A 22063-nucleotide genomic window follows, 5' to 3' on the forward strand; every position below is an offset into this window, starting at 1 on the left:
CGGGTCCTGTCCCGGCCGCCCCGGCGGCGGGAAACCGCCGGGCGGCGGCCGGGACCGGCCGTCCGTGGCGGAAAACCGCTGATCGGCCGGCGGAACCACAGGCGGAACTATCGGCGGTCCGCTCCCGCGCAACCGCCCCCGCCCGCGTCGCCCCGCCCGCACGCATCCCTCCTGACCTGGGTGGATATCCTGAGGGAGGGGCGACTGGGAGGAATCTTTCCGCCCGGGCATACTTCTGCCTGGAACGAACCGCCGGAGGCGACTCCAGGCAGAAGTGCGGAACTGCGCAGGACCGAGTGAGTGGGGGCGGGGCATGGCGGCCGGGGGCGGTACGGACACGGACGCGAACGAGTTCAGCTGTCTGCTGGCGGGGCACCGGGTGGCGGCGGGCCTGACCCAGGAGGAGCTCGCCGCGGCCGCCGGGGTCAGCCTGCGCGCCCTCGGGGACATGGAGCGCGGTCGCACCCGCGGCCCGCAGCGGCGCACCGTGCGGGCCCTGGCCGAGGCACTCGGGCTGGACGGCGGGCAGGCGGAGGCGCTGGACCGGGCCGCGCAGTCCGGACGCCCGCGCGGGGTGCGGCCGGGCTCGGCGCCCGCCGGGGGCCGAGCCCGGCCCCTCCGGTCCGCCGCGCACGAGGCCGCCGTCCGTACGGACGCCGCCCGTACGGACGCGCCGCGCGCCGCGGCCCCGCCCGTGCCCGCCGCCGAGGCCGGCCAGAGCGCCCTCGCGCTGCCCCGCGACATCGCCGACTTCACCGCCCGCGAGAACGCCCTCGCCCTGCTCGCCCGGCTGGCCGAGGACGAGCGGCCGGCCCACCCGCGCGTGGTGCTGGTCAGCGGCCAGCCCGGCCTCGGCAAGACCGCCTTCGCCCTGCACGCCGCCCACGTCCTGGCCGAGCGCTTCCCGGACGGCCAGCTCTCGCTGGACCTCGGCGGCATGTCCTCGCAGCCGCTGCCCGCCCGGGACGCGCTCGGCCAGGTGCTGCGCGCCCTGGGCGTGGCCGATGCCGCGGTGCCCGCCGGGACGGAGGAGCGGGCCGGCCTCTACCGGGCGCTGGTGCGCGAGCGGCGGCTCGTCCTGGTGCTGGACAACGCCGCCGACGAGGGCCAGGTGCGTCCGCTGCTGCCCGGCTCCGGCCCGGCCGTGACCATCGTGACCAGCCGCAACGTGCTGCCCGGCCTGGAGTCGGTGCACCGGCTGAGCCTGGACGTGCTCTCCCCGGCGGAGGCGGCCGGGCTGCTGGCCCGGATCGCCGGCCGCGAGCGGATCGACGCCGCGCCCGACGCCACCGCCGAGCTGGCCAGGCTCTGCGGCTACCTGCCGCTCGCGCTGCGGATTGCCGGGCAGCGCCTGGTCGCCCGCCCGCAGCAGCCGGTCGCCCACCTGGTGCGCCAGCTCACCGCCGAGGAGAACCGGCTGGACCTGCTGGAGACCGGCGACCTGGCCGTCCGCCCGGCCTTCGAGCTGTCCTACCGGCGACTGCCCGCCGAGTCCCAACTGGTCCTGCGCCGCTGCGCGCTGACCGCCGGGCAGGACTTCACCGCGGAGATCGCCGCGGCCTACGCGGGCCTGTCGGCGGCCCGAACCGAGCTGGTGCTGGAGCAGCTCGTCGACGCCGGGCTGATGCAGGCGGCCACCCCGGACCGCTACCGCCTGCACGACCTGGTGCGGCTCTACGCGGGCGAGCGGCTGACCGCCGACGAGACGGGCCAGGAGCTGGCCGAGGCCCGCACCCGGGCCGGCCGCTGGATCCTCGGCCGGGCGGCCGAGTACGGACTGCGGTTCGACCCCGACCACGCCACGGACGCGGCCGGCACCGGCGGCGCCGCGCCCCCGCACCTCACCGAGGCGGCCGCCTGGCTGGAGTACGAGTACCCCGAGTGGCTGGCCGCCCTGCACCAGGCGCAACTGGCCGGCCGCTACCAGGAAGTGGTGGACACCGCCGAGGCGATGCACTGGTTCTCCGACCGGCTGCTGAGCTGGGGCATCTGGGCCGAGGTGTTCCAGCTCTCGGCGGACGCCGCCCGCGCGACCGGGGACCGGCGGGTGGAGGCGGTGCACGTCAACTACCTGGCCTGGACGTACATCACCTGCCTGCACCGCTACCAGCGCGGCATCGAACTGGCCACCGAGGGGCTGGAGCTGGCCCTCGCGGTGGGCGACCGGGAGCAGCAGGGCTGGGCGCTCACCTACCTCGCCTCGGGCCTGCGCCACCTCCAGCGGCACCGGGAGGCGACCGACGCCTTCCGCCGGGCGGCGGACGCCTTCGCTGAGCTCGCCAGCCGCTCGGCGATGATCGGCCGGCTGGTCACCCTGCGGGGCGCGGCCAACTGCCTGCGGGAGTCCGGCCGGGCGGAGGAGGCGGCGGATTCGCGCCGGCGGGCCCTGGCCGGGGCGCTGGAGCTGGTGGAGCGCTGGTCCTCGCCGCTGATGCACCTGCTGGCGGCCATGACCGCGCACGAACTCGGTCTGGACCGCGCGGCGCTGAGGCGCTGGCCGGCCGCCGAGAAGGCCTACCGGCAGGCCCTGGTGCACTTCGAGGCGGTGGGCCGCCCGGACAGCATGACCAAGACGCTGACCGAACTGGGCACCGCGCTGATCGAGCAGGGCCGCGCCGAGGAGGCCCGCGAGCTGCTGACCGAGGCGCTCACCGATCTGAGCGCGGAGGGCCCCCGCGGGGCGGGCGCCCGGCACTGACCGGTTCTCCCGAGGAGCACTGCCGGTGGCGCCCGGAGCCGGTCGGCCGTAGCCGGAAACGCCCCTGCCCGCCCCCGGTCTCACCGGAAGCGGGCGGGCGCGCGGGCCGGAGCGGCCGGTCGGACCGGTCAGATCCGGGTGTCCTCCACCACCGGCAGCGAGTCGACCGGTGCCGAGGCGGGTGCGAAGGCCGTCCGCGGGGCGACGGTGGGCTGCTTGCCGCAGAAGGCCGGCTCCAGGGTGTTCATCAGACCCTGGGTCACCGAGCCGTTGTTGGAGGCGTTGGCGAAGACCACCACGCTGCGCCGCCCGTCCGGGGTGGTGAAGGACTGGGTGTTGAAGCCCTGCACGATGCCGCCGTGCCCGTACACGTCCCCGCAGGAGAGCGAGATGCGGCGCAGGCCCAGGCCGTAGGAGATCTTCGCGGTGGGGGTGGGCAGGGCGGCGGTCATCTGCTGGAGCGAGGCGGTCGAGACGAGCCCGCCGTTGTCGCCGGCCGTCAGCGCGGTGAGGAAGCGGTCGAGGTCCTCGGCGGTGGAGATGACGGCCCCGGCGGCCCAGACCCAGGAACCGTTCTGCTCGGTGGAGTCCAGCAGCGGCTTGGTGCGGTCGTCGTTGGTGAGGTAGCCGGTGACGTGGGCGCCGCGGATCGCCTGGTCGGGCACCACGAAGGAGGTCTTGCGCAGGCCGAGCGGCTGGATGATCCGCTCGTTCAGCACCTCCGGGAAGGGCTGGCCGGTGAGGTGCTCGACCGCCAGGCCCATCAGCACGAAGTCGGTGTTGGAGTACGAGTAGCGGGTGCCGGGGGTGTACTGCAGGCCGTGCTTGACCGACATCGCGACCAGCTCGCGCGGGTCGTAGACCGTGCTGCGGATGCGGGCCTCGAAGGCGCTGGTGGTCTCCTCGCCGGCCTGCTCCAGCAGGTCGTTGGTGTGGTCGAAGATCCCGGCCCGGTGCTCCAGCACCTGGCGGCCCGTCATGGTCCAGCCGTCCGGGAGGGTGCCCGCGGGCAGGTACTCGCGCAGCGGCCGGTCGAGGTCGATCCGGCCCTCCTGCGCCAGCTGCATCACGAGAACGGCGGTGAACATCTTGCTGTTGCTGCCGACCCGGAACCTCCACGAGGAGTTCATCGGGGTCCCGTCCAGGTCGGCCAGGCCGACATTCACCGAGCGGGTCCGGTCGCCGCCGTCGTGGTCGCGGATCACCGCGAAGGCGCCCGGGGCGCCGGCCGAGACGGTGGCCTGGAGGGCGGCGCGCACACCGGCGAGGTCGGGGGCGGTCGCGTCGGTGGTGTTCCGGCCGGCGGCCGCGGCGGGCAGGGCACCGGTCGCCACCAGGACGGCGCCGGCGGCGGCCACCGCGAGCGGGCGCAGAAGGCTGGTCTTCGCCATGTTCCTCGGCTCTCTCGTGAGCTGACGCGGCGTCGGACCGCGTCGTTCGAAGATCACTATCACCGGCCCGGGCGGTCCGTGGCAATGTGAACCGGTTCGCCCGCATTTCGCGTTGTCGATGCGGCGGTCGGCGGCCGCACCGTTCGTTTCCCGCGCCGGGGCCAAGGTTTCACCTGCCGTCGCCTACCCGCGTCGAACGCGGCGCCCGATGCTGTTCGGGCGCTCTGCGCCCGGCCGTACCCCGGGCGCGGCGCCCCGGACGCCGCACACCGGCGGCAGGCACCTCCCGTCCCGTGCCCGGCTCGCCGGGCCGTCTTCCACCCGAGGAATTGTCATGACTTCGTCCACGAAGGCCCTGAGCCCCCGCTCCCGCCGCACCGCGACCGCGATCGGCTCCGCCGTCGCCCTGCTCGCCGCCTCCGCCGGCCTCTGGGCGGCCACCGCCACCACCGCCCAGGCCGCCGCGCTGCCCACGCCCGACCACATCGTCGTCGTGGTGATGGAGAACCACGCCTACACCCAGGTCATCGGCAGCAGCAGCGCCCCGTACATCAACAACACCCTGAAGGCCGGCGGGGCCAACCTCACCCAGTCCTTCGGCATCACCCACCCGAGCGAGCCGAACTACTACGCGCTGTTCTCCGGCTCCACCCAGGGCACCGTCGACGACAGCTGTGTGACGGTCGGCGGCTTCCAGGCCGCCAACCTCGCCTCCGAGGTGATCGCCGCCGGCAAGACCTGGGGCAGCTACAACGAGTCCCTGCCCAGCCAGGGCAGCACCGTGTGCAGCAGCGGCAGCTACGCCCAGAAGCACAACCCCTGGTTCGGCTTCGGCAACGTCCCGCTCGGCTCCGCCAAGACCTTCGCCCAGTTCCCGACCGACTACAGCACCCTGCCGAACGTCTCCTTCGTGGTGCCGAACCTCTGCAGCGACATGCACGACTGCTCGGTCGGCACCGGCGACACCTGGATCAAGAACAACCTGGGCGCGTACGCCACCTGGGCGCAGACCCACAACAGCCTGCTGGTCGTCACCTTCGACGAGGACAACAAGCTGTCCGGCAACCGGATCCCGACCGTGATCTACGGCGCCCACGTGACGCCCGGCAGCAGCAGCGCCACCACCTACAACCACTACAACGTGCTGCGCACCCTGGAGGACCTGGCCGGTACCTCCGGCCACGCGGGCAACGCGGCCTCCGCCGCCGACATCACCGGCATCTGGAACTGAACGGCGGCGGTCAGGCCCTGATCCCGGCCGGGTCCTGATCCGGGGTCCGGTCCAGTCCCGGGGCCTGCTCCCGGGCCTGGTCCCGGTCCTGATCCGGGGTCCGATCCGATCGTGAGCCCCGGGCCGGGCCGGTGGCCGTTCGGCCGCCGGCCCGGGCGCGGTTCCGGCGGTCCGCCGGACGCCGGGCACCGCCGCCGTGCCCGCGCCGCCCCCTCCGGCCTCCGGGCCGACCTCAACCTCGCCCCCGCCCCGGTCATCGGCCGGCTGGAGACCCTGGAACGGCGCGGCTTCGTCCTGCGCACGCTGGCGGACCTGCTGCGGAAGGTGATGCTCGCTCAGGAGAGCGAGCGGTAGGCCCCGGGGCGGCGGCCGGGGTCGACCCGCGGCGTCCGTCCCCGGTATCGATAGGGGCGTGCGATTCGAACTTGTGCCGGTGCCGGACGGCGTCGGGGCGCGGCCCCGGGACGGGCGGGGCTACCCGGTGCCGGCGATCACGCCGTGGCAGGGCGACGTCCCGCAGTTCGCGCTGACCGACTACGGGCGCAGCGCCGACTGCGCGCTGGAGCGGCGGTGCTCGGTGTGCGGGCGGTTCATGGAGCGCGGACCGGTGTGGCGGGTGGTCGGCGCCGCCGAGAGCGCGGCGATCGCCGGGGCGCTCGCGGCCGGGCAGCCGTACCGCAACCTCGCGCCCACCATGGAGGGCCCCGGCCACCGGTCCTGCATGCTCTACGCCGCCATGGTCTGCCCGTACCTGGCGCGCCCCAACGCCCGGCGGCGGGCGAGCACCGGGGACACGGCGGACGAGCTGACCTCGGCCGCCGTCCGGGGCGCGGTGCGCGGCGGTACGGGCGCGGTGGTCGGGTTCGGCGACTACGAGTACGCCGTCACCGGGACCCGGGTGCTGTTCCGCTTCCTCGACGTGGTCGAGTTCCTGCCGCACGAGCCGGCCGACGAGCACCTGGCCGAGCTGCGCGCCGAGTTGGCGAAGCCGCTGTAGCTCTCGTGGCCGGTGCGGCCCCGGTTGCCCGGCCGGCGGAGCTGCCGGCCGGGCGGGTTCGGGGCCGAGGGGGTCAGAGCGCCCGGGTCTGCGCCCAGTCGTAGAGCCGGTGGGCACTGTCCCCGAGGCGGGTGGCGTACAGCGTGTTGACCGTGCCGCCCGCGAGCTCCTCGGAGGTGGTGGTGACGCCGACGAGGGTGCCGGTCCCGGTGGCCGGGTCGAACCGGGCGAAGTGGGGGCCGCCGCTGGCCCCGTGCGACATGTCGCAGGACTCGCCCCACAGGACCGGGGCCTGGGGGCCGGGGCGGGCCGGTCCGGCGCAGTGGATCATGCGCGAACCGGAGTATGCGGCGGAGGGGTCGTTCAGCCGGTTCTTGGGATAGCCGAAGGTGTGGACGAACTCGCCCTCGGTGGGCGGGGTGAACGCGATCCGCTGGGCGCCGGTGATGTCGGCGACCCGCCGCCCCCCGGTCGAGGGGTTCGCCACCAGGACCCCGGTGTCGTAGCCGGCCACGGCGACGTCGTTCGAGGTCGTCCCGCCCGGAGCGGCGTCCCAGCGGGAGGAGGTGGCCATGGTCCTGATGCTGAAGCCGCCGAGCGGCTTGGTCCCGTTGCGGTAGCCGGGCACGAAGTAGAGGTTGTGGTTCCAGGTGCCGTCGGTCGCGGGGGCCCCGACGCCCCGCAGGCAGTGCGCCGCCGTGAGGAGGGTGCTGCGGTTGGCGCTGTTGACGACGGTCGCGGTGCAACTGCCGTCGTAGCCGTCGGAGAAGGTGAAGAAGAGCCGGCCGACGCTCCGGTCCACCGCTCCGCCGTGGGTCCACACGGCCCCGGGGTCCGGGGTGTCCGCGGGCAGCGGCCGCGGGTCGTTCGGCGTGTTGTCGTCCTCGGGCAGGGGCGTGATCTCGGGGACCAGGGCGCCCGCCAGCTTCATCCGGTCCGGTGTCCAGTAGGCGTCGATCCGGCCGCGTTCCTGCGCGGTCGTGGCGCCGGTGTGCGTCGTGACGGTATCGCGCTCCGCGGCGAGGGCCGTGTTGGGCAGCAGCACCGCCGCCGTGGTCGCACTCAGCAGGAGGGCGCCCACGGCGGCGAGCCTGCGGGGCAGTGCGCGGCGGGTGGTCGGTGTTCCGGGTGTCTTCGGCATGCACGGCACCGTAGGCGCGGGACGTCAGGCTCCCGTGTGGATCGGGTCTCGGCCGGCCGTCGAAACGATCAGGTTCCGGTAACGGCGTATCGGTCCTGTACCGGTGGCCGCCGGTCTGCCTGAGCCGGCATCAGGGCCGGTAGGAGGGCAGGCCCTTGACGGTGGAGACCTGGGTCGGCGCGGCCGAGCCGTCGGCGGGCAGGGTGCTGATGCCGTCCGGGGTGCGGGCCGGCTGCGAGCCCTTGCCCAGGTCCCGGGTCGCCGGGCGGATGCAGTCGTCGTACAGGTACACCTCGTTGGCCGGGGTGTTGGCGTAGACGATCTCGTCCCCGTGGCGGGGGCGGTTCAGAGGCCGAGGTCGGTGAGGTCCGGGTGGTCGTCCGGGCGGCGGCCGAGCGGCCAGTGGAACAGGCGCTCCTCGGCGGTGATCGGCAGGTCGTTGATGGAGGCGTGCCGACGGGCCATCAGGCCGTCGCGGTCGAACTCCCAGTTCTCGTTGCCGTAGGAGCGGTACCAGCGGCCGTCGCCGTCGTGCCACTCGTACGCGAAGCGGACCGCGATGCGGTCGCCGTCGTACGCCCAGAGTTCCTTGATCAGGCGGTAGTCGAGCTCGCGCTGCCACTTGCGGGTGAGGAAGTCGGCGATCCGCTCGCGGCCGGCGAGGAACTCGGAGCGGTTGCGCCAGCGGCTGTCCGGTGTGTAGGCGAGGGCGACCCGCCGGGGGTCGCGGGTGTTCCAGGCGTCCTCGGCGGCCCGGACCTTCCGGCGGGCGGTCTCCTCGGTGAACGGGGGCAGGGGCGGGCGCTGCTCGGTGCCGGTCTCGGGCATGGATGCTCCTCGGAATGGGCGTTCCGCTGGTGAGAACGATCGTTCTCACTCTGGTGGATACGATAGGAGAATCATCGTTCTCACGCAAAGGGCACGGCAGATGGAGCAGGAAGACCCGCGGACCCGGATCCTCGACGCGGCCGAGGAGCTGTTCTACGGGCAGGGCATCCAGGCGGTCGGCATGGACGCCGTCCGGGCCGCCTCCGGCATGACCATGCGCCGCGTCTACCAGCACTTCCCGTCCAAGGGCGAGCTCGTCGAGGCCTACCTGCTGCGCCGCGACGGCCGTTGGCGGGCGAGCCTCGCCGAGTACGTCTCGCGCACCGGCGGCGACCCGCGGGAGCAACTGCTCGCGGTCTACGACTGGCTCGGCCGGTGGTTCGCCGAACCCGGTTTCCGGGGCTGCGCCTTCGTCAACTCGCTCGGCGAACTGGGCGCCGTCAGCCCCGCGGTGGTGGCCGCCGCCCGGCACCACAAGGCGGAGTTCGGGAGCTACCTCGCGGGCCTGGCCCAGGCCGCCGGAGCCCCGTCCGCCACGGCCGTCCACCTGACCCTGCTGGCCGAGGGGGCGATCACCAGCGCGGCCGTCCACGGCGATCCGACGGCCGCCGCCGACGCGAGGGAGGCCGCCCGGCTGCTGCTGGCCGCGACGCCGGGGCGGTAGTCGGGGGAGGGGGCCGGGGCGGGGCCGGGACCGGGGGCGAGCGCACCCCGTCGCCCGTGGCGAACGCCGCGTGCGGGCCGTCGTTGCCCGTCGGCAGCGGGTGGTCCCGGGCGGCCTCGGGCGGTGCCGATGGTGTCGGCGGTGCCGGCGGTGCGGAGGGGACGCCACGCGGGGCGACCGTTCCCGGTCGAACCGCACCGGGCGAGTGCTTTTCGCCCGAACGCGCGTTTATCGCCCATTGATCGCCACCGCCTAGCCTCGGGCGCATGGACGAGAGAGCGGCCGAGCGGCCGGGGGCGTCGCCCGAGGGGCGGATGACGGAGCAGGACACCGAGCGGTTCCGGCGGTTGCTGGCGCGGCTGGAGGACTCGCTGGTGGTGGACCGGAAGGCGGCGGGGCGCGATGCCTGAGTGCGCCGAGCCGCCCGAGTGCGCCGGGCCGGGCCCGGTGGCGGTGCTGCCGGTGGCCGTGCTGCCGCTCTGGCGGCGCGGGGAGGCCGGGCGGGAGTGGAACGCGGACCGGCCCGGGGTGCTGCGGGGGCACCCCGGGCCGGTGGCGGGCGGCCGGGAGCGGGAGGGCGGCGCCGACCGGAGGGACTGACCGGTCAGCTGCAGCCGCAGTCGCACGAGCAGCAGTCGCACCCGTCGCAGCAGTCCCCGTCGCAGCACTGGCAGCAGTCGCCGCAGCCGCCGCAGTCACCGCACTCGCAGTCGTTCCGCACGCAGAAGCCCTCGCGGCGCTCGCGGCTGAACGGGTCCTCGTGGTCGCAGCAGAGCAGCTGGCAGGTGCAGGCCATCAGCGCCCACATCGCGCACCCGGCGAGCAGGTTGCGCGGGTTCGGCGGCTTCTCGCCGGGCGGGGTGAACCCCGGGCCCTGCGGCACCCACGGCGGGATCGGTGCCTGGCCGGGCGGCGTCTGCTGCGGCGGCGCCTGGTGCGGGTGCTCGCCGGTGGCGGTGCCCGCCGCGTCCGGGCGGCGGCAGGCCGCCCCGTGCCGGGCCGGTCCGAAGACCCGCTCCACCGCCCGCTCGGTCTCGTGCGCGAGCAGGACGTGCACGAGGGTGCGGTCGGCGAGTTCGACCTCGCGCAGCGCGAGCCGGATGCCGTGGACGGCGTCACGGCAGAGCCGTTCGGCCTCGGCGCGGTCGGTGCCGGTGGCGGTCAGCGGGTTCCAGGCGCCCGAGGCCGCGTCGGCGGCCTGGTCCTCGGCGGCATCGAGGAGGTGGGCGAGCCGGCCGAACAGCCGTCCGGCCTCGGCGAGCGGGGCGGCGTTGCCGGGGCGCCCGGCGATCACGGCGGTGTGCGCGAAGGCGGCCGAGGTGGCGGTCTCGGTGGGCTCGGTGACCAGCAGGACGGACCCGCCGGGCCGCAGTGTGCGCTCCAACTCGCCCTGCCGGGAGGCCGCGTCGAGCAGCACCGCGGTGTCGAAGCCGACCGTGGAGGCGCTGCCCGCGCTCTGCCGGTCCCAGCGCCGGGTGACGGCACGGGCTCCGGCCGCGACCGGGCGGCGGGCGAAGACGCCGTCGCGGTCCTCGACGTGGTCGCGGATCTTGACCGAGGCGAGTGCCAGCGAGACGGCGGCGGCGAGCCGGGCGCCCTCGCCCTTGGCGACGGAGGCGGTCCGCATGCCGCGCAGCGGGCAGGGCCCGGCGGTGCGGCGCCAGGAGGAGTCCTCCCGGGCGGCCTGGGCCTCGACCAGCACGGAGATGATCAGACCGTCGTAGTTGGTCGCCGTTCGCGCCAGCTGCCCGTGGTCGTCCCGCAGTGCGAGGCAGAGCCCGCACAGGTGGGCCATCCAGGAAGTCTGCAGGCGCTCCGACAATCGGTGCCTGCACGGTCTGATGATGCCGAACACGCTGGTCCCCCTTGTTTCACGGGCCGCCGACCGGCCACGATCCGCCGCACATCATATGATCGGCGCCCCGTTCGGGCCGAGGCCCCGTCAAGCCCCGGCGACCGGCCGGAGGTGACGGACGCACCTCCCCGGGGGTGCGCCGCCCGACACCCGCCACTCGCCGCCCGCCCCGCCCCCTGCCCGCCCCCCTGCCCGCCGTCCCGGCTGCGCCGGCCGGCCGGAGTCGCGGGCCCGGAGCCGGTGAGATGATCTCAGATCCGGGATAGCATCGCGAATATGGGAATCGACACGGCCGCCGACGAGCGGCTGGCGCAACGGCTCGCCGAACTGAGGCTGGAACGCGGATGGACCCTGGAGGAGTTGGCGCGGCTGGCGGACGTCAGCCGCTCGACGCTGTCCAGGGTGGAACGGGCGGAGGTCAGTCCGACGGCCGCGCTGCTCGGTCGGCTGTGCGCCGTGTACGGGCGGACCATGTCGCGGCTGCTCGCCGAGGTGGAGTCCGGCCCGGCCCGGCTGGTGCGGGCCGGGGAGCAGCAGGTCTGGCGGGACGGGACGACCGGGTTCGTCCGCCGGTCGGTCTCGCCGCCGCACGGCTCGCTGCGGGCGGAGATCATCGAGGGCCGGCTGCCGGCCGGCGCGGACATCGCGTACGACCGCGCCTGTACGCCCGGCCGGGAGCACCACCTGTGGTTGTTCGAGGGGAACCTGGAGCTGACCGTGGACGGGGAGCCGCAGCCGCTCGGCCCCGGCGACTGCCTGCGCTACGTCGGCGTCACCAGCCGCTTCCGCAGCCTCGGCCCGGACGAGGCCCGGTACGCGCTGGTGGTGGTCGAACCGTGAGCGCCGCCGCCGACCCGATAGCCGGGGAGCCCGGGAAGCCCGAGGGCAGCAGGGAGCCCGAGGACAGCAGGAAGCCCGGAGGATCCGGAAAGCCCAAGGAGCGCTTCGACGCCGCCGGGCGCCGGATCCTGCTGGTCTGCGTCGCGGGCGGCTTCACCACGCTGCTCGACCAGTCCGTCCTCAACACCTCCATCCCCGCCCTGCGCGAGAGCCTGCACGCCGGGCCCGCCGACCTCCAGTGGATCGTCGCCGGCTACTCGCTGGCCTTCGGCCTCGCGCTGATCCCCGGCGGGCGGCTGGGCGACGTCAAGGGCCGCAAGTGGTTCTTCGTCACCGGCCTCGCCCTGTTCACCCTGGTCAGCCTGGTCTCCGCGACCGCCACCGAGCCCGGGGTGCTGATCGCGGCCCGGCTGCTCCAGGGCGCGGGCGCCGGCCTGGTCAACTCCCAGATGATCGGCACCCTCCAGGACGTCTTCGACGGCCAGCTGCGGGCCCGCGCCCTCGGCATGTACGCCGTCACCGGCGGCCTCGCCTTCGCGCTCGGCCCGCCGATCGGCGGCGCCGTGCTGGCCCTGGCCGGCCCCGAGAACGGCTGGCGGCTGACCTTCCTGCTCAACGTCCCGTTCGGCCTGGCCACCGTCGCCCTGGCGGCCCGCCACCTGCCGAGGCCCCGCCCCAGCGCGCGCGGCGCCAACCTCGACCTCCTCGGCCTGCTGCTGGTCGGGGCGCTCACCCTCGCCCTGATGCTGCCCTTCGTCCGGCCGCCCGGCTGGACCGGCTGGCTCGCCTTCGCGGCCACCGCCCTGCTGCTGCTCGGCGCGCTCGCCTGGTGGCAGCGCCGCTACGCCCGGGCCGGCGGCCGGCCGCTGATCCACCCGGCCCTCACCCGCTCCGCGCCGTACGCCCTCGGGACGGCCACCGCGATGGCCCAGTTCGGCTCCTCGCTCGCGGCCTCGCTGGTCCTGACCATGTTCCTGCAGGACGGCCTCGGCCTGTCCCCGATGGGCGCCGCGCTGGTCGCGCTGCCCTCCGCCGTGGCCATGGGCACGGCCTCCGCGCTCGCCTGGCGGGTCGTCCAGCGCTACGGCCGGCGCACCGTCACCGCCGGGATGGTCGGCTCGGCGCTCGCCATGCTGCTCAGCGGGCTGCTCGCGCACTGGGCGCCCGCCGCCGTCCTGCCCTGGCTGCTGGCGCTGCTGCAACTGCTCGGCGGCGCCTCGGTCGGACTGATGGGCTCCACCAACCAGGCGTTCGTGCTGCGCCACGCGCCCGCCGAGGCGGCCGGGGTGAGCGGGGCGATCCTGCAGATGGCGCAGCGGATCGCGGCGGCCGTCGCGATCTCAGCCCTGTCCGGGGTCTACCTGCGGGAGACCGCCGGCGGTGGCGGGCACCGCTCGGCCTTCCTGACGGCGAGCACGGTGTGCGCCGCGGTGGCCGGACTCGCTGTCCTGGCCTCGGTGTTCGCCGGCCGGGCCGCGGACCGTGAGCAGCGCGAGGGCGAGCCGGTCGCGATCCGCCGAGGGCGAACGCCGGTCCGCTAGCCGGTGGTCCGTGCGTACCGTGGCGGGCATGACCGACGCCGTACGGAACCGGACCGTGGACCTGCCCGGGGTGACGCTCGCCTACCGGGAGAGCGGACGCCCCGGCGGCCCTCCCCTCGTCCTGCTGCACGCCCTCGGCGAACGCGCCGCCGACTGGGCACCCGTCCTGCCCGGGCTCGCCCCCGGCCACCACGTGTACGCGCTCGACCTGCGCGGCCACGGCGGCAGCTCCCGCACCGCCGCCTACTCGCTGGAGGCGATGCGGGACGACGTGCTGGCCTTCCTCGACGCCCTCGGACTCGCCCGCGTCGACCTGGTCGGCCACTCGATGGGCGGCGCCGTCGCCTACCTGCTCGCCCAGGCCGCGCCGGAGCGGATCGACCGGCTGGTCCTGGAGGACATCCCCGCGCTGTACCCGCGCCCGGCGAGCGCGCTGCCCGAGGATCCGGACCCGGAGGTGCACTTCGACTGGGCGATGGTCCGGGCGGTCAGGGCCCAGCTCGACGACCCCGACCCGGCCTGGCGGGCGGGGCTGGCGAGGATCACGGCCCGCACCCTGGCGGTGGCCGGCGGCCCGGCCAGCCACATCCCGCAGGAGCGGATCGCCGAACTCGCCCGGCTGATCCCGGACTGCCGCCTGGTCACCGTCGAGGCCGGGCACCTGGTGCACGGTGCCCGGCCCGCCGAGTTCGTCGCCGCGGTGGCGCCGTTCCTGGCCCGGTGAGCCGCCGGCCCGGTGAGCCGCCGGCCCGCTGAGCCGCCGCCCCGCTGAGCGGGGCCGCGGCCGGGTGGGTCAGACGCCGTGCTCGACGGGCAGCCGCCCGTTGCGCACCGCCGTCAGCAGGTCGGCGTGGTCGGCCTCGGTGCGGTCCGCGTAGGCGACCGCGAAGGCGGCGACCGCCTCGTCCAGGGTCTCGCCCTTGCCGCAGTACCCGGCCAGCAGGCCCGGGTCGGCGGTGTGGGAGTGCGCCCGGGCCAGCAGGGCGCCGGTGATCCGGGCGTAGTCGTCCAGCTGGGACGGCTGCAGTGCGGCCGGGTCGACGCTGCCCTTGCGGTTGCGGAACTGCCGCACCTGGTAGGGGAGTCCGTCGACCGTGGTCCAGCCCAGCAGGGTGTCGCTGACCACCTGCATGTGCTTCTGCCCGAGCACCACCCGGCGGCCCTCGTGCCCGTCCGGAACGGACCGCGGCCCGGCCGGCAGGTACGGCAGCAGCGCGGAGGGACGCGCCTCCTTCACCTGCAGCACCAGCGGCTGGTCCCGGTGGTCGGTGAGCAGCACCACGTACGAGCGGGTGCCCACGCTGCCGGTGCCCACCACCCGGAACGCCACGTCCTGCACCCGGTAGCGGGACAGCAGGGTGCGCACCTCGGCCGGCACCGTCTCGACGTACGGGCCGAGCGCGTGCGCGACGGCGCGGGCGGTCGCGTCGGTCACCTCGGTGAGCACTGGGGGAGCGGCGGTGAAGCGCCAACCGCCGTCCGCGGTGCGGGCGGTGCTGCGGGCGGCGAACCGCGCGCTGGTGTTGCCGAGCGCCTTCGCGCCGACCTTGCGCAGCACCTCGGCGAGGTCGTGCGCCTCGGCGAAGGAGACCAGCTGCTCGTCCGCGATGGCGTTCCAGGCGTCCAGTCCGGGGAGTTTGGCGAGCGTGCGCACCGTCCGGCGGTAGGAGCCGGCCGCGTGCTGGGCGGCCTCGCGGGCGGTGCTCTCGCTCGCCCCGGCCTCGCGGGCGGCCAGCACCAGGCTGGCGGCCAGCCGCTTGAGGTCCCACTCCCAGGGGCCGGGGACGGTCTCGTCGAAGTCGTTGATGTCCAGCACGATCTGGCCGCGGGCGTCGCCGTACAGGCCGAAGTTGGCGGCGTGCGCGTCCCCGCACAGCTGCGCGCCGACCCCGGTCACCGGGGTGCCCGCGAGGTCGGCGGCCATCAGTCCGGCCGACCCGCGCAGGAACGCGAACGGGCTCGCGGCCATCCGGCCGACCCGGATCGGTACCAGCCGGGCTATTCGGCCGGTGTTGGAGGTCTCCAGCGCGGACACGGCGGTCGGCCGGTCGGGCGCGGGCGCGAACTCCGCGTGCCGCTCCCGGGGCACCCGCGCCCGCAGCTCCTTGCCGCGCTCCCGCGCCCTCCCGTCCTGCGCCGGGGCGAACCCGGCCACCGCGAACCCGCGCCGGGTCCGCTCGTCCCGCCCCGCCGTCGGCCCCGACCGATCCTCGGCCGCCTCGGCCCCACCCGCGTGCGCCACTTGTCCCGCCCGTCCCTTCCGGTCCTCGTCCCGCCCGCGACCTGCGCGGACGTTCGTCGGGGGGAGTGACGTGCGGCGTCGCGCGGTGGTTCCGGGGGAAGGGGGTCCGGTTGCGGGGCGCAGGTGGCGCGGGTCGGGATCGGGCGCGGGGCGGAGCGTGCGGGCTCCGGGGAGGCGGCGGGAGGCCGGGGCGGAGTGCGTGCGGCGCGGGGTAGCGTGGGGCGGGTGAACGATCTTGGGGGGACAGGCCTTCGGGTGCGCCTGGCGGCAGGGGCCGCCGCCGCGCTGACCGTGGCGGCCGGGTTGGGGGTGCGGGCGGCGCTGGGCGGGGACCTCGCCAAGGACGCCGGGGACGCGCTCTACACCGTCCTGCTGTACGCCCTGCTCGTGCTGGCCGCGCCGAGGCTGCGCCCCGGCCGGGCCGCCGTCCTGGCCGCCGCGCTGAGCTGGGCGGTGGAGCTGTTCCAGCTCACCGGCCTGCCGGACGCCTGGGGGCGGCACAGCGTCCTGGCCCGGCTGGTGCTGGGCTCGACCTTCAACCCGCCGGACCTGTTCTGGTACCTGGTCGGCGCGGGCTGTGCCGGAGCGCTCCACCGGCTGCTGCGGACCTCCCGAGTCGCAGCGGCCGGCGGAGCCGTTCGGTGGAGCCGTCCGGCGGAGTGAACCGACGGACCGTCAGAGCGGAAGCAGCTCGGGCCGCTTGGGCTCGACGTGGTCGCCCGAGGACTCGCCGCGCAGGCGCCGGCCGACCCAGGGCAGCAGGTGCTCGCGGGCCCACTGGATGTTCTCCCGCCGCTGGTCGGCGGGGGTGAGCACGCGGGCGTCCGGCCACGGGGCCTCCGGGTCCTGCGCGGTGCGCAGGCCCAGCGAGCGGGCGGCCAGCAGGGCGACCCGCTGGTGGCCGTCGGGGGACAGGTGCAGGCGGTCCTCGCTCCACGCGCGGCGGTCCTGCACCGCGCGCAGCGACCACAGGTCGGCCACCTGGCAGCCGTTGCGGTCGGCGACGGCGCGCACGTGTCCGTTGTAGGTGGCGATCTTGCCGCGCAGGTGCTTCAGCAGCGGCACGTCCTTGGTGTCGAAGCCGGTGCAGACGAGCACCGTCCCGGCGTTCTCGGTGAGTTGGACGACGGCGGCCTCGAAGCGTCCGGCCACCTCGTCCGGGTCGCTGCCCGGCCGGAGGATGTCGTTGCCGCCCGCGCAGAAGGTGACCAGGTCGGGCTGGAGGCGGCGGACCTGCGGCACCTGCTCGGCGGTGATCTGGTCCAGCAGCCGGCCGCGCACGGCGAGGTTGGCGTAGCGGAAGTCGCCCGGCGGGCGTCCGTCGGCGAGGATTCCGGCGAGCCGGTCGGCCCAGCCGGCGAACCTGCCGTCGATGCCGGGGTCGTTCAGACCCTCGGTGAAGCTGTCCCCGAGGGCGGCGTACGAATCGAGGTCAAGGGTCTCCTGGAGATTCGGCATGAAAGAGATAGTTCACCTAATCAAGTGACCTACGCCACCGTAGGTGACCCCGGCGGCACGTGAGATGGGCCACGTACCCGAACCGGGCGCTTCCGCCCGCAGAGACCCGGTCCCCGGAAAGCACAAGATCGGCACCCCCTTCCGCTTTCCGGCCCGTCCGGCGGATGCTCGAAGGGAGCGGCCGGCTCCGGCCGCAGTCCTCCTGGGGGAAGGCATCCATGACCACCGACCCGCGCCCCGGCCCGCCCGAGAACTGGTCCATCGACGACCGCTGCACCAACTGCGACGTCGCCCGGCAGCTCGCGCCCGGCCTGGTCCGCGAGCACGAGGGCCGCTCCGAGCTGGTCCGCCAGCCGCGCGACGCGGCCGAGCGCCGACAGCTGCTCGCCGCCGCCCACGCCTGCCCGACCCGCTCCATCCGCCCCGGCACCGGGCCGCTGGACCCGGCCGAGGACCCGTTCCCGCTGGCCCTCGCCGACGACCTGCTGCTGCTCGGCCACAACTCCCGCCGCATCGCGGGCGCCAACTCCTACCTCTGCCGCCGCCCGACCGGCTGGGTGATGGTCGACACGCCGCGCTACAGCGAGGCCCTGGCCGCCCGGTACGCCGCGCTCGGCCCGGTCACCGACGTCCTGCTCACCCACCGCGACCACGCCGCGCACGGCCGGGCGTACGCCGACCGCCTCGGGGCCCGGCTCTGGATCCACGAGGGCGACCTGGAGGCCGCGCCCGACGCCGACCGGGTGCTGCGCGGCACCGGGCCGACGGAGGTCTCGCCCGGCCTGGTCGCCCACCCGTTCCCCGGCCACACCCGGGGCAGCGTGCTCTACCTCGCGGACCAGCGGTACTGCTTCAGCGGCGACAGCCTGTACTGGTCCCGCACCACCGGGGACATCGAGGTGGCGGAGTCGGTGACCTGGTACTCGATCGAGGAGCTCGCCGCCTCGCTGCGGCGCGGCCTCGGCGTTCTGCGTTTCGAGTGGCTGCTGCCCGGCCACGGCGGGCGGCGCCGGATGTCCGCCGAGGAGGCGGACCGCCGGCTGCGGGCGCTGGCGGAGCGGTGCCGGGAGCTGCGGCCCGGGCCGGTGGACTTCGGCGCGGTCCGCTGGTAGCCGCGGTCCACGGGCAGGCGGTCCGTCGGGGCGGTCGGGCTCCACGGGCAGGGCGGCCCGTCGGGGCGGCCGGGGTCCACGGGCGGCGCGGCCCGCCCGCGGGCGCCGGAGGGCCGGTGCGCCGGTGCCTGCGCCGGGTGCGCGGGGGCGTGCGACCGCCGGGAGCGCCCGCCCGGGTGTGCGAACGGTTCCGCCGGGGCAGCCGCCTTGGGAACGAAGGTGTTCGGCCTCGCGAACCCCGAACTCCGTGCGACGAACTCCCCGCGATCCAAGGATGGTTGAGTCATGCTCACGCAGACACCGGAGCGCCAGGCCCGGCCGCGGCGCTACCTGATGTGCCGGCCGACGCACTTCACCGTGGACTACGCGATCAACCCGTGGATGGACCCGTCCCAGCCCACCGACACCGCGCTCGCCCTGCGCCAGTGGGAGCGGCTCTACTGGACGTACCGCCGGCTCGGCCACACCGTCGAGCTGATCGACCCGGTGCCCGGCCTGCCCGACATGGTGTACGCCGCCAACGGCGCCACCGTGCTGGACGGCCGGGCCCTGGTCGCCACCTTCCGCCACCCGGAGCGGGCCGCCGAGTCGGAGGCCTACCTGGCCTGGTTCCGCGAGCACGGCTACCGCGAGGTGCGCCGGGCCGGGCACGTCAACGAGGGCGAGGGCGACCACTTGGTGGTGGGCCGCCGGGTGCTCGCCGGGACGGGCTTCCGCACCTCGCGCGCCGCGCACGCCGAGGCCGGGGAGCTGTTCGGCGTCCCGGTGGTCAGCCTGACCCTGGTCGACCCGCGCTTCTACCACCTGGACACCGCACTGGCGGTGCTCGCCGACGACCACGTCATGTACTACCCGGAGGCGTTCGACGCCGACAGCCGCTCGGTGCTGCGCGCGCTGTACCCGGACGCGGTCCTCGCCGACCGGGCAGACGCCGAGGTGTTCGGGCTCAACGCGGTCTCGGACGGCCGCCGGGTGCTGCTGCCGGAGGCGGCCAAGAACCTGGCCGGCCGTCTGGCCGAGCACGGCTACCAGCCGGTCCCGGTGGACGTCTCGGAGCTGCTGAAGGGCGGCGGCGGGGCGAAGTGCTGCACCCTGGAGCTCAGGCTGCACTGACCCGCCCTACCCGGCGTCCCGTTCCGCCGCCGTGACCAGCAGCACCTCCAGGGTGCGCGGCCCGTGCACCCCCTCCACCCGGTCCAGTTCGATGTCGCTGGTGGCGGACGGGCCCGAGATCCAGGTCTGCGGGCGCACCGGATCGAGCCGCGGAAGGGCGAGCGGCACCGAGGCGACGACCTGCTCCGGCGCCCGCACCACGCAGACGTGGTGGTCGGGGACGAGCGAGAGCAGCCGCCGGCCCTGGCCCGGGCCGGCGTCCAGCACGATCGTCCCGGTCTCGGCGACGGCCAGCGCGCAGCCGGTCACCACGCTGTCCGCGGTGTCCAGCCGGGCGGCGGTCGGCGTCCCGTCGTCCGGGAGGAGCGCGACCCCCTCGGCCTCGGCGGCGGCGAGCCAGCCGGGCGGCAGGCCGTCCGGCACCACGACCGTTCGGCTGCCCCGCTCGATCAGCAACCGGGCGATCAGCCGCGGCAGTTCGTCCTCGCGGCAGCGGTGCACCAGGGCCCGGTAGTCGGCCAGGTTGCGGTGCAGCAGGTCGAGCAGTGCCGCCGGGTCGTCCGTCGGCACGTGCGCCGTCAGGTAGTCGCGGGGCGGCGGCTGTTCGGCCACCCCGGCGGTGTCGCCGAGCGCGGCCCGGATCCGGCCGAGGATCAACTCCCGCGAGCCGGACGGGCTGTCGGGTCGCGTGCGGTCGGGGGTGGTCATGTGCGGTTCCTCCGCCACCAGTCGCGGAACGGTTCGGCGGGCACCTCCGGCAGGTCCCGGGTGTCGGTCCAGGCCCGCCCGGGCCCGGGCAGCCGGCGCGGGTGCAGCGCGCGGGTGCGCCCGGCCAGCCGCTCGGCGGCGGTGAGCGCCGCCGGGTGGTCCAATACGAAGCCGGCCGCCGCCATCGCCGCCCGCTCCAGCGGGTGCCCGCCCTGCTCGACCACCCGCTCGCGCAGGTGCACCAGCACCTCGGGGATGTCGATCGCCACCGGGCAGACCTCGTAGCAGGCCCCGCAGAGCGAGGAGGCGTACGGCAGCGAGGCGTCCACCGCGCTCGCGGTGCCGCGCAGTTGGGGTGTCAGGACGGCACCGATCGGCCCCGGGTAGACCGAGCCGTAGGCGTGCCCGCCGGCCCGCTCGTACACCGGGCAGACGTTGAGGCAGGCCGAGCAGCGGATGCAGCGCAGCGCCTGGCGGCCGACCGGGTCGGCGAGCGCGGCGGTGCGGCCGTTGTCCAGCAGCACCAGGTGGAACTCGGACGGGCCGTCGCCCTCGGTCGTCCCGGTCCACAGCGAGGTGTACGGGTTCATCCGCTCGGCGGTGGAGGAGCGGGGGAGCAGTTGGAGGAAGACCTCCAGGTCCCGCCAGGTCGGCACCACCTTCTCGATGCCGACCACGGAGATCAGGGTCCGCGGCAGGGTGAGGCACATCCGGCCGTTGCCCTCGGACTCGACCACCACCAGGGTGCCGGTCTCGGCGACCATGAAGTTGGCGCCGGAGACGGCGACTTCGGCGCGCAGGAACTTCTCCCGCAGGTGCAGCCGGGCGGCCTCGGCGAGTTCGGCGGGGGAGTCGGTGAGGCCCGCGGGTGCCGGGCGGCCCCAGGCGGCCATCCGGTCGGCGAAGATCTCCCGGATCTCGGCCCGGTTGCGGTGGATCGCCGGCACCAGGATGTGCGAGGGCCGGTCGTCGCCCAACTGCACGATCAGTTCGGCGAGATCGGTCTCGTAGGCGGTGATCCCCTCGGCCGCCAGCGCTTCGTTGAGCTCGATCTCCTGGGTGGCCATCGACTTGACCTTGACCACCTCCGTCCGTCCGGTGGCCCGGACCAGCCCGGCGACGATCCGGTTGGCCTCCTCGGCGTCGGCGGCCCAGTGCACGGTGCCGCCGGCCGCCGTGACGGTCTCCTCCAGCTGGACCAGGTAGCGGTCGAGGTGGCGCAGCGTGTGGTCCTTGATCGCCTTCCCGGCGGCGCGCAGCTCCGCCCAGTCGGCGAGTTCGGCGACGGCCCGGGCCCGCTTGTCCCGGATGGTGCGGGTGGCGTGCCGGAGGTTGGCGCGCAGCCGCTCGTCCCGTACGGCCCCGGCGGCGGCCTGTGGGAAGGCGGGCATGCCGAGGAAGGTGCCGGCCGGGTTCCCGGTCCGCTCGCTGCGCGCGCTCATGCGGACGGCCTCCAGGGGTGCTCCTCGGTACTGGCCAGGATCTCCGCCAGGTGCAGCGGTCGCAGGGGCGCGCCGGTGCGGCGCAGGGTGCCGCCGAGGTGCAGCAGGCAGGAGTTGTCGGCGCCGCACAGGATCCGGGCGCCGGTGCCGAGCGCGTTGGCGAGCTTGTCCTCGGCCATGGCCGCCGAGACCGCCGCGTTCTTGACCGCGAAGGTGCCGCCGAAACCGCAGCACTCCTCGGCCCCGGGCAGCTCGACCAGTTCCAGGCCCTCGACGGCGCCCAGCAGCCGGCGCGGGCGCTCGCCGAGGCCGAGCAGGCGCAGGCCGTGGCAGGACGGGTGGTAGGTCACGGTGTGCGGGAAGTACGCGCCGACGTCCTCGACGCCGAGCACGTCGGTGAGGAACTCGGTCAGTTCGACGACCCGGGGCACCAGGCCGGTGGCCAGGTCGGCGAGTTCGGTGCCCCGGCCCTCGGCGGCGGCCCGGGCGCCGATCCGGGGGTAGTTGTCCCGGACCATCGCCACGCAGGAGCCGGAGGGCGTCACCACGTGGTCGTACCCGGCGAAGGCCTTCGCGGTTCGCCGGACCAGCGGCTCGCAGGCCCTGCGGTAGCCGGTGTTGTACTGCGGCTGACCGCAGCAGGTCTGCCCGGCGGGGAAGTCCACCGTCACGCCGAGCCGTTCCAGCAGCCGGACGGTGGCCACCGCGGTGGCGGGGAACAGCGCGTCGTTGACGCAGGTGGCGAACAGCGCGACCCGCATCCGGGCTCCCTTCTGCCGAACTCCCGCCGGACGTACCGGTG

At 75.4% G+C, this 22063-nt stretch carries 23 protein-coding genes; 13 read left to right on the forward strand and 10 right to left on the reverse strand.

Annotated features, from left to right (window positions below; all coding sequences use genetic code 11):
* The first annotated feature begins 313 nt into the window (after window positions 1–313).
* Entirely contained in the window at window positions 314–2698 is a 2385-nt protein-coding gene (locus ACFVUY_RS24035) for an ATP-binding protein (RefSeq protein WP_387733067.1), read from the forward strand.
* Between the two features lie 128 nt (window positions 2699–2826).
* Here the strand turns inward: ACFVUY_RS24035 and ACFVUY_RS24040 are convergent, their stop codons facing one another.
* Window positions 2827–4089 carry a serine hydrolase domain-containing protein gene (locus ACFVUY_RS24040; protein ID WP_387733070.1) on the reverse strand — a complete coding sequence of 421 codons (1263 nt, stop codon included), beginning with the start codon at window positions 4087–4089 and terminating at the stop codon, window positions 2827–2829.
* A gap of 334 nt (window positions 4090–4423) precedes the next feature.
* Here ACFVUY_RS24040 and ACFVUY_RS24045 point away from each other — a divergent pair, with 334 nt between their 5' ends.
* The 3 genes from ACFVUY_RS24045 (at window position 4424) to ACFVUY_RS24055 (ending at window position 6317) form a co-directional block, all read left to right on the forward strand.
* Complete coding sequence (locus tag ACFVUY_RS24045; protein WP_387693850.1) at window positions 4424–5320, forward strand: alkaline phosphatase family protein; 897 nt, start codon at window positions 4424–4426, stop codon at window positions 5318–5320.
* Window positions 5321–5431: 111 nt separating this feature from the next.
* The gene (locus ACFVUY_RS24050) at window positions 5432–5674 is read left to right on the forward strand and encodes a hypothetical protein (RefSeq protein WP_387733073.1); all 243 of its coding nucleotides are present in this window, start codon (window positions 5432–5434) and stop codon (window positions 5672–5674) included.
* Window positions 5675–5732: 58 nt separating this feature from the next.
* Window positions 5733–6317, forward strand: a complete 585-nt coding sequence (locus ACFVUY_RS24055; protein ID WP_387733075.1) for a hypothetical protein — start codon at window positions 5733–5735, stop codon at window positions 6315–6317.
* A 73-nt stretch (window positions 6318–6390) separates the two neighbouring features.
* Here the strand turns inward: ACFVUY_RS24055 and ACFVUY_RS24060 are convergent, their stop codons facing one another.
* From ACFVUY_RS24060 to ACFVUY_RS24070, 3 genes are all read right to left on the reverse strand, one after another.
* On the reverse strand, window positions 6391–7458 hold the full coding sequence (locus ACFVUY_RS24060; protein ID WP_387733077.1) for a trypsin-like serine peptidase: 1068 nt from the start codon (window positions 7456–7458) through the stop codon (window positions 6391–6393).
* Window positions 7459–7588: 130 nt separating this feature from the next.
* On the reverse strand, window positions 7589–7750 hold the full coding sequence (locus tag ACFVUY_RS24065; protein WP_387733080.1) for a hypothetical protein: 162 nt from the start codon (window positions 7748–7750) through the stop codon (window positions 7589–7591).
* Window positions 7751–7803: 53 nt separating this feature from the next.
* Window positions 7804–8286, reverse strand: a complete 483-nt coding sequence (locus ACFVUY_RS24070; protein WP_387733083.1) for a DUF1348 family protein — start codon at window positions 8284–8286, stop codon at window positions 7804–7806.
* Between the two features lie 100 nt (window positions 8287–8386).
* Between ACFVUY_RS24070 and ACFVUY_RS24075 the strand changes: the two genes are divergently transcribed.
* The 3 genes from ACFVUY_RS24075 to ACFVUY_RS24085 all read left to right on the forward strand — a co-directional run bounded on the left by ACFVUY_RS24075 (window position 8387) and on the right by ACFVUY_RS24085 (window position 9550).
* The gene (locus ACFVUY_RS24075; RefSeq protein WP_387733086.1) at window positions 8387–8950 is read left to right on the forward strand and encodes a TetR/AcrR family transcriptional regulator; all 564 of its coding nucleotides are present in this window, start codon (window positions 8387–8389) and stop codon (window positions 8948–8950) included.
* 266 nt (window positions 8951–9216) lie between these two features.
* A complete protein-coding gene (locus ACFVUY_RS24080; protein WP_359899386.1) occupies window positions 9217–9360 on the forward strand; it encodes a hypothetical protein in 144 nt (47 codons plus the stop codon).
* Window positions 9353–9550, forward strand: a complete 198-nt coding sequence (locus ACFVUY_RS24085; protein ID WP_387733089.1) for a hypothetical protein — start codon at window positions 9353–9355, stop codon at window positions 9548–9550. Before ACFVUY_RS24080 ends, ACFVUY_RS24085 begins: the two co-directional genes overlap by 8 nt.
* A gap of 4 nt (window positions 9551–9554) precedes the next feature.
* Here ACFVUY_RS24085 and ACFVUY_RS24090 read toward each other — a convergent pair whose 3' ends face one another.
* Window positions 9555–10805 carry a DUF5685 family protein gene (locus ACFVUY_RS24090; RefSeq protein WP_387733092.1) on the reverse strand — a complete coding sequence of 417 codons (1251 nt, stop codon included), beginning with the start codon at window positions 10803–10805 and terminating at the stop codon, window positions 9555–9557.
* 276 nt (window positions 10806–11081) lie between these two features.
* On the opposite strand from ACFVUY_RS24090, the gene ACFVUY_RS24095 reads away from it, so the two are divergent.
* The 3 genes from ACFVUY_RS24095 to ACFVUY_RS24105 are packed head-to-tail and all read left to right on the forward strand — an operon-like array spanning window position 11082 to window position 13910.
* Window positions 11082–11645 (forward strand): helix-turn-helix domain-containing protein, encoded by a 564-nt coding sequence (locus tag ACFVUY_RS24095; RefSeq protein ID WP_380631354.1) that lies wholly within the window; start codon window positions 11082–11084, stop codon window positions 11643–11645.
* The gene (locus tag ACFVUY_RS24100; RefSeq protein ID WP_387733096.1) at window positions 11642–13186 is read left to right on the forward strand and encodes an MFS transporter; all 1545 of its coding nucleotides are present in this window, start codon (window positions 11642–11644) and stop codon (window positions 13184–13186) included. Before ACFVUY_RS24095 ends, ACFVUY_RS24100 begins: the two co-directional genes overlap by 4 nt.
* A gap of 28 nt (window positions 13187–13214) precedes the next feature.
* The gene (locus tag ACFVUY_RS24105; protein ID WP_387733099.1) at window positions 13215–13910 is read left to right on the forward strand and encodes an alpha/beta fold hydrolase; all 696 of its coding nucleotides are present in this window, start codon (window positions 13215–13217) and stop codon (window positions 13908–13910) included.
* Between the two features lie 69 nt (window positions 13911–13979).
* On the opposite strand, the gene ACFVUY_RS24110 is transcribed toward ACFVUY_RS24105, so the two are convergent.
* A complete protein-coding gene (locus tag ACFVUY_RS24110; RefSeq protein ID WP_387693864.1) occupies window positions 13980–15428 on the reverse strand; it encodes a DUF2252 domain-containing protein in 1449 nt (482 codons plus the stop codon).
* A gap of 225 nt (window positions 15429–15653) precedes the next feature.
* Between ACFVUY_RS24110 and ACFVUY_RS24115 the strand changes: the two genes are divergently transcribed.
* Window positions 15654–16091: a DUF2809 domain-containing protein gene (locus tag ACFVUY_RS24115; RefSeq protein ID WP_387733102.1), complete on the forward strand. Its 438-nt coding sequence runs from the start codon at window positions 15654–15656 to the stop codon at window positions 16089–16091.
* A gap of 12 nt (window positions 16092–16103) precedes the next feature.
* Here ACFVUY_RS24115 and ACFVUY_RS24120 read toward each other — a convergent pair whose 3' ends face one another.
* A complete protein-coding gene (locus ACFVUY_RS24120; RefSeq protein ID WP_387693865.1) occupies window positions 16104–16886 on the reverse strand; it encodes an SGNH/GDSL hydrolase family protein in 783 nt (260 codons plus the stop codon).
* Between the two features lie 218 nt (window positions 16887–17104).
* Between ACFVUY_RS24120 and ACFVUY_RS24125 the strand changes: the two genes are divergently transcribed.
* Window positions 17105–17998: a 4Fe-4S domain-containing protein gene (locus ACFVUY_RS24125; protein ID WP_387733104.1), complete on the forward strand. Its 894-nt coding sequence runs from the start codon at window positions 17105–17107 to the stop codon at window positions 17996–17998.
* A gap of 285 nt (window positions 17999–18283) precedes the next feature.
* Entirely contained in the window at window positions 18284–19111 is an 828-nt protein-coding gene (ddaH, locus tag ACFVUY_RS24130; RefSeq protein ID WP_387733106.1) for a dimethylargininase, read from the forward strand.
* Window positions 19112–19117: 6 nt separating this feature from the next.
* On the opposite strand, the gene ACFVUY_RS24135 is transcribed toward ddaH, so the two are convergent.
* The 3 genes from ACFVUY_RS24135 to ACFVUY_RS24145 are packed head-to-tail and all read right to left on the reverse strand — an operon-like array spanning window position 19118 to window position 22022.
* Window positions 19118–19819: a lactate utilization protein C gene (locus ACFVUY_RS24135; RefSeq protein WP_387733108.1), complete on the reverse strand. Its 702-nt coding sequence runs from the start codon at window positions 19817–19819 to the stop codon at window positions 19118–19120.
* The gene (locus ACFVUY_RS24140; protein WP_387733111.1) at window positions 19816–21261 is read right to left on the reverse strand and encodes a lactate utilization protein B; all 1446 of its coding nucleotides are present in this window, start codon (window positions 21259–21261) and stop codon (window positions 19816–19818) included. The genes ACFVUY_RS24135 and ACFVUY_RS24140 overlap by 4 nt, the downstream gene beginning before the upstream one ends.
* Entirely contained in the window at window positions 21258–22022 is a 765-nt protein-coding gene (locus tag ACFVUY_RS24145; RefSeq protein WP_387693870.1) for a (Fe-S)-binding protein, read from the reverse strand. The genes ACFVUY_RS24140 and ACFVUY_RS24145 overlap by 4 nt, the downstream gene beginning before the upstream one ends.
* Between the last annotated feature and the right edge of the window lie 41 nt (window positions 22023–22063).

This window comes from Kitasatospora sp. NPDC058063, from assembly GCF_042885395.1.
GTDB lineage: Bacteria > Actinomycetota > Actinomycetes > Streptomycetales > Streptomycetaceae > Kitasatospora > Kitasatospora lactacystinica.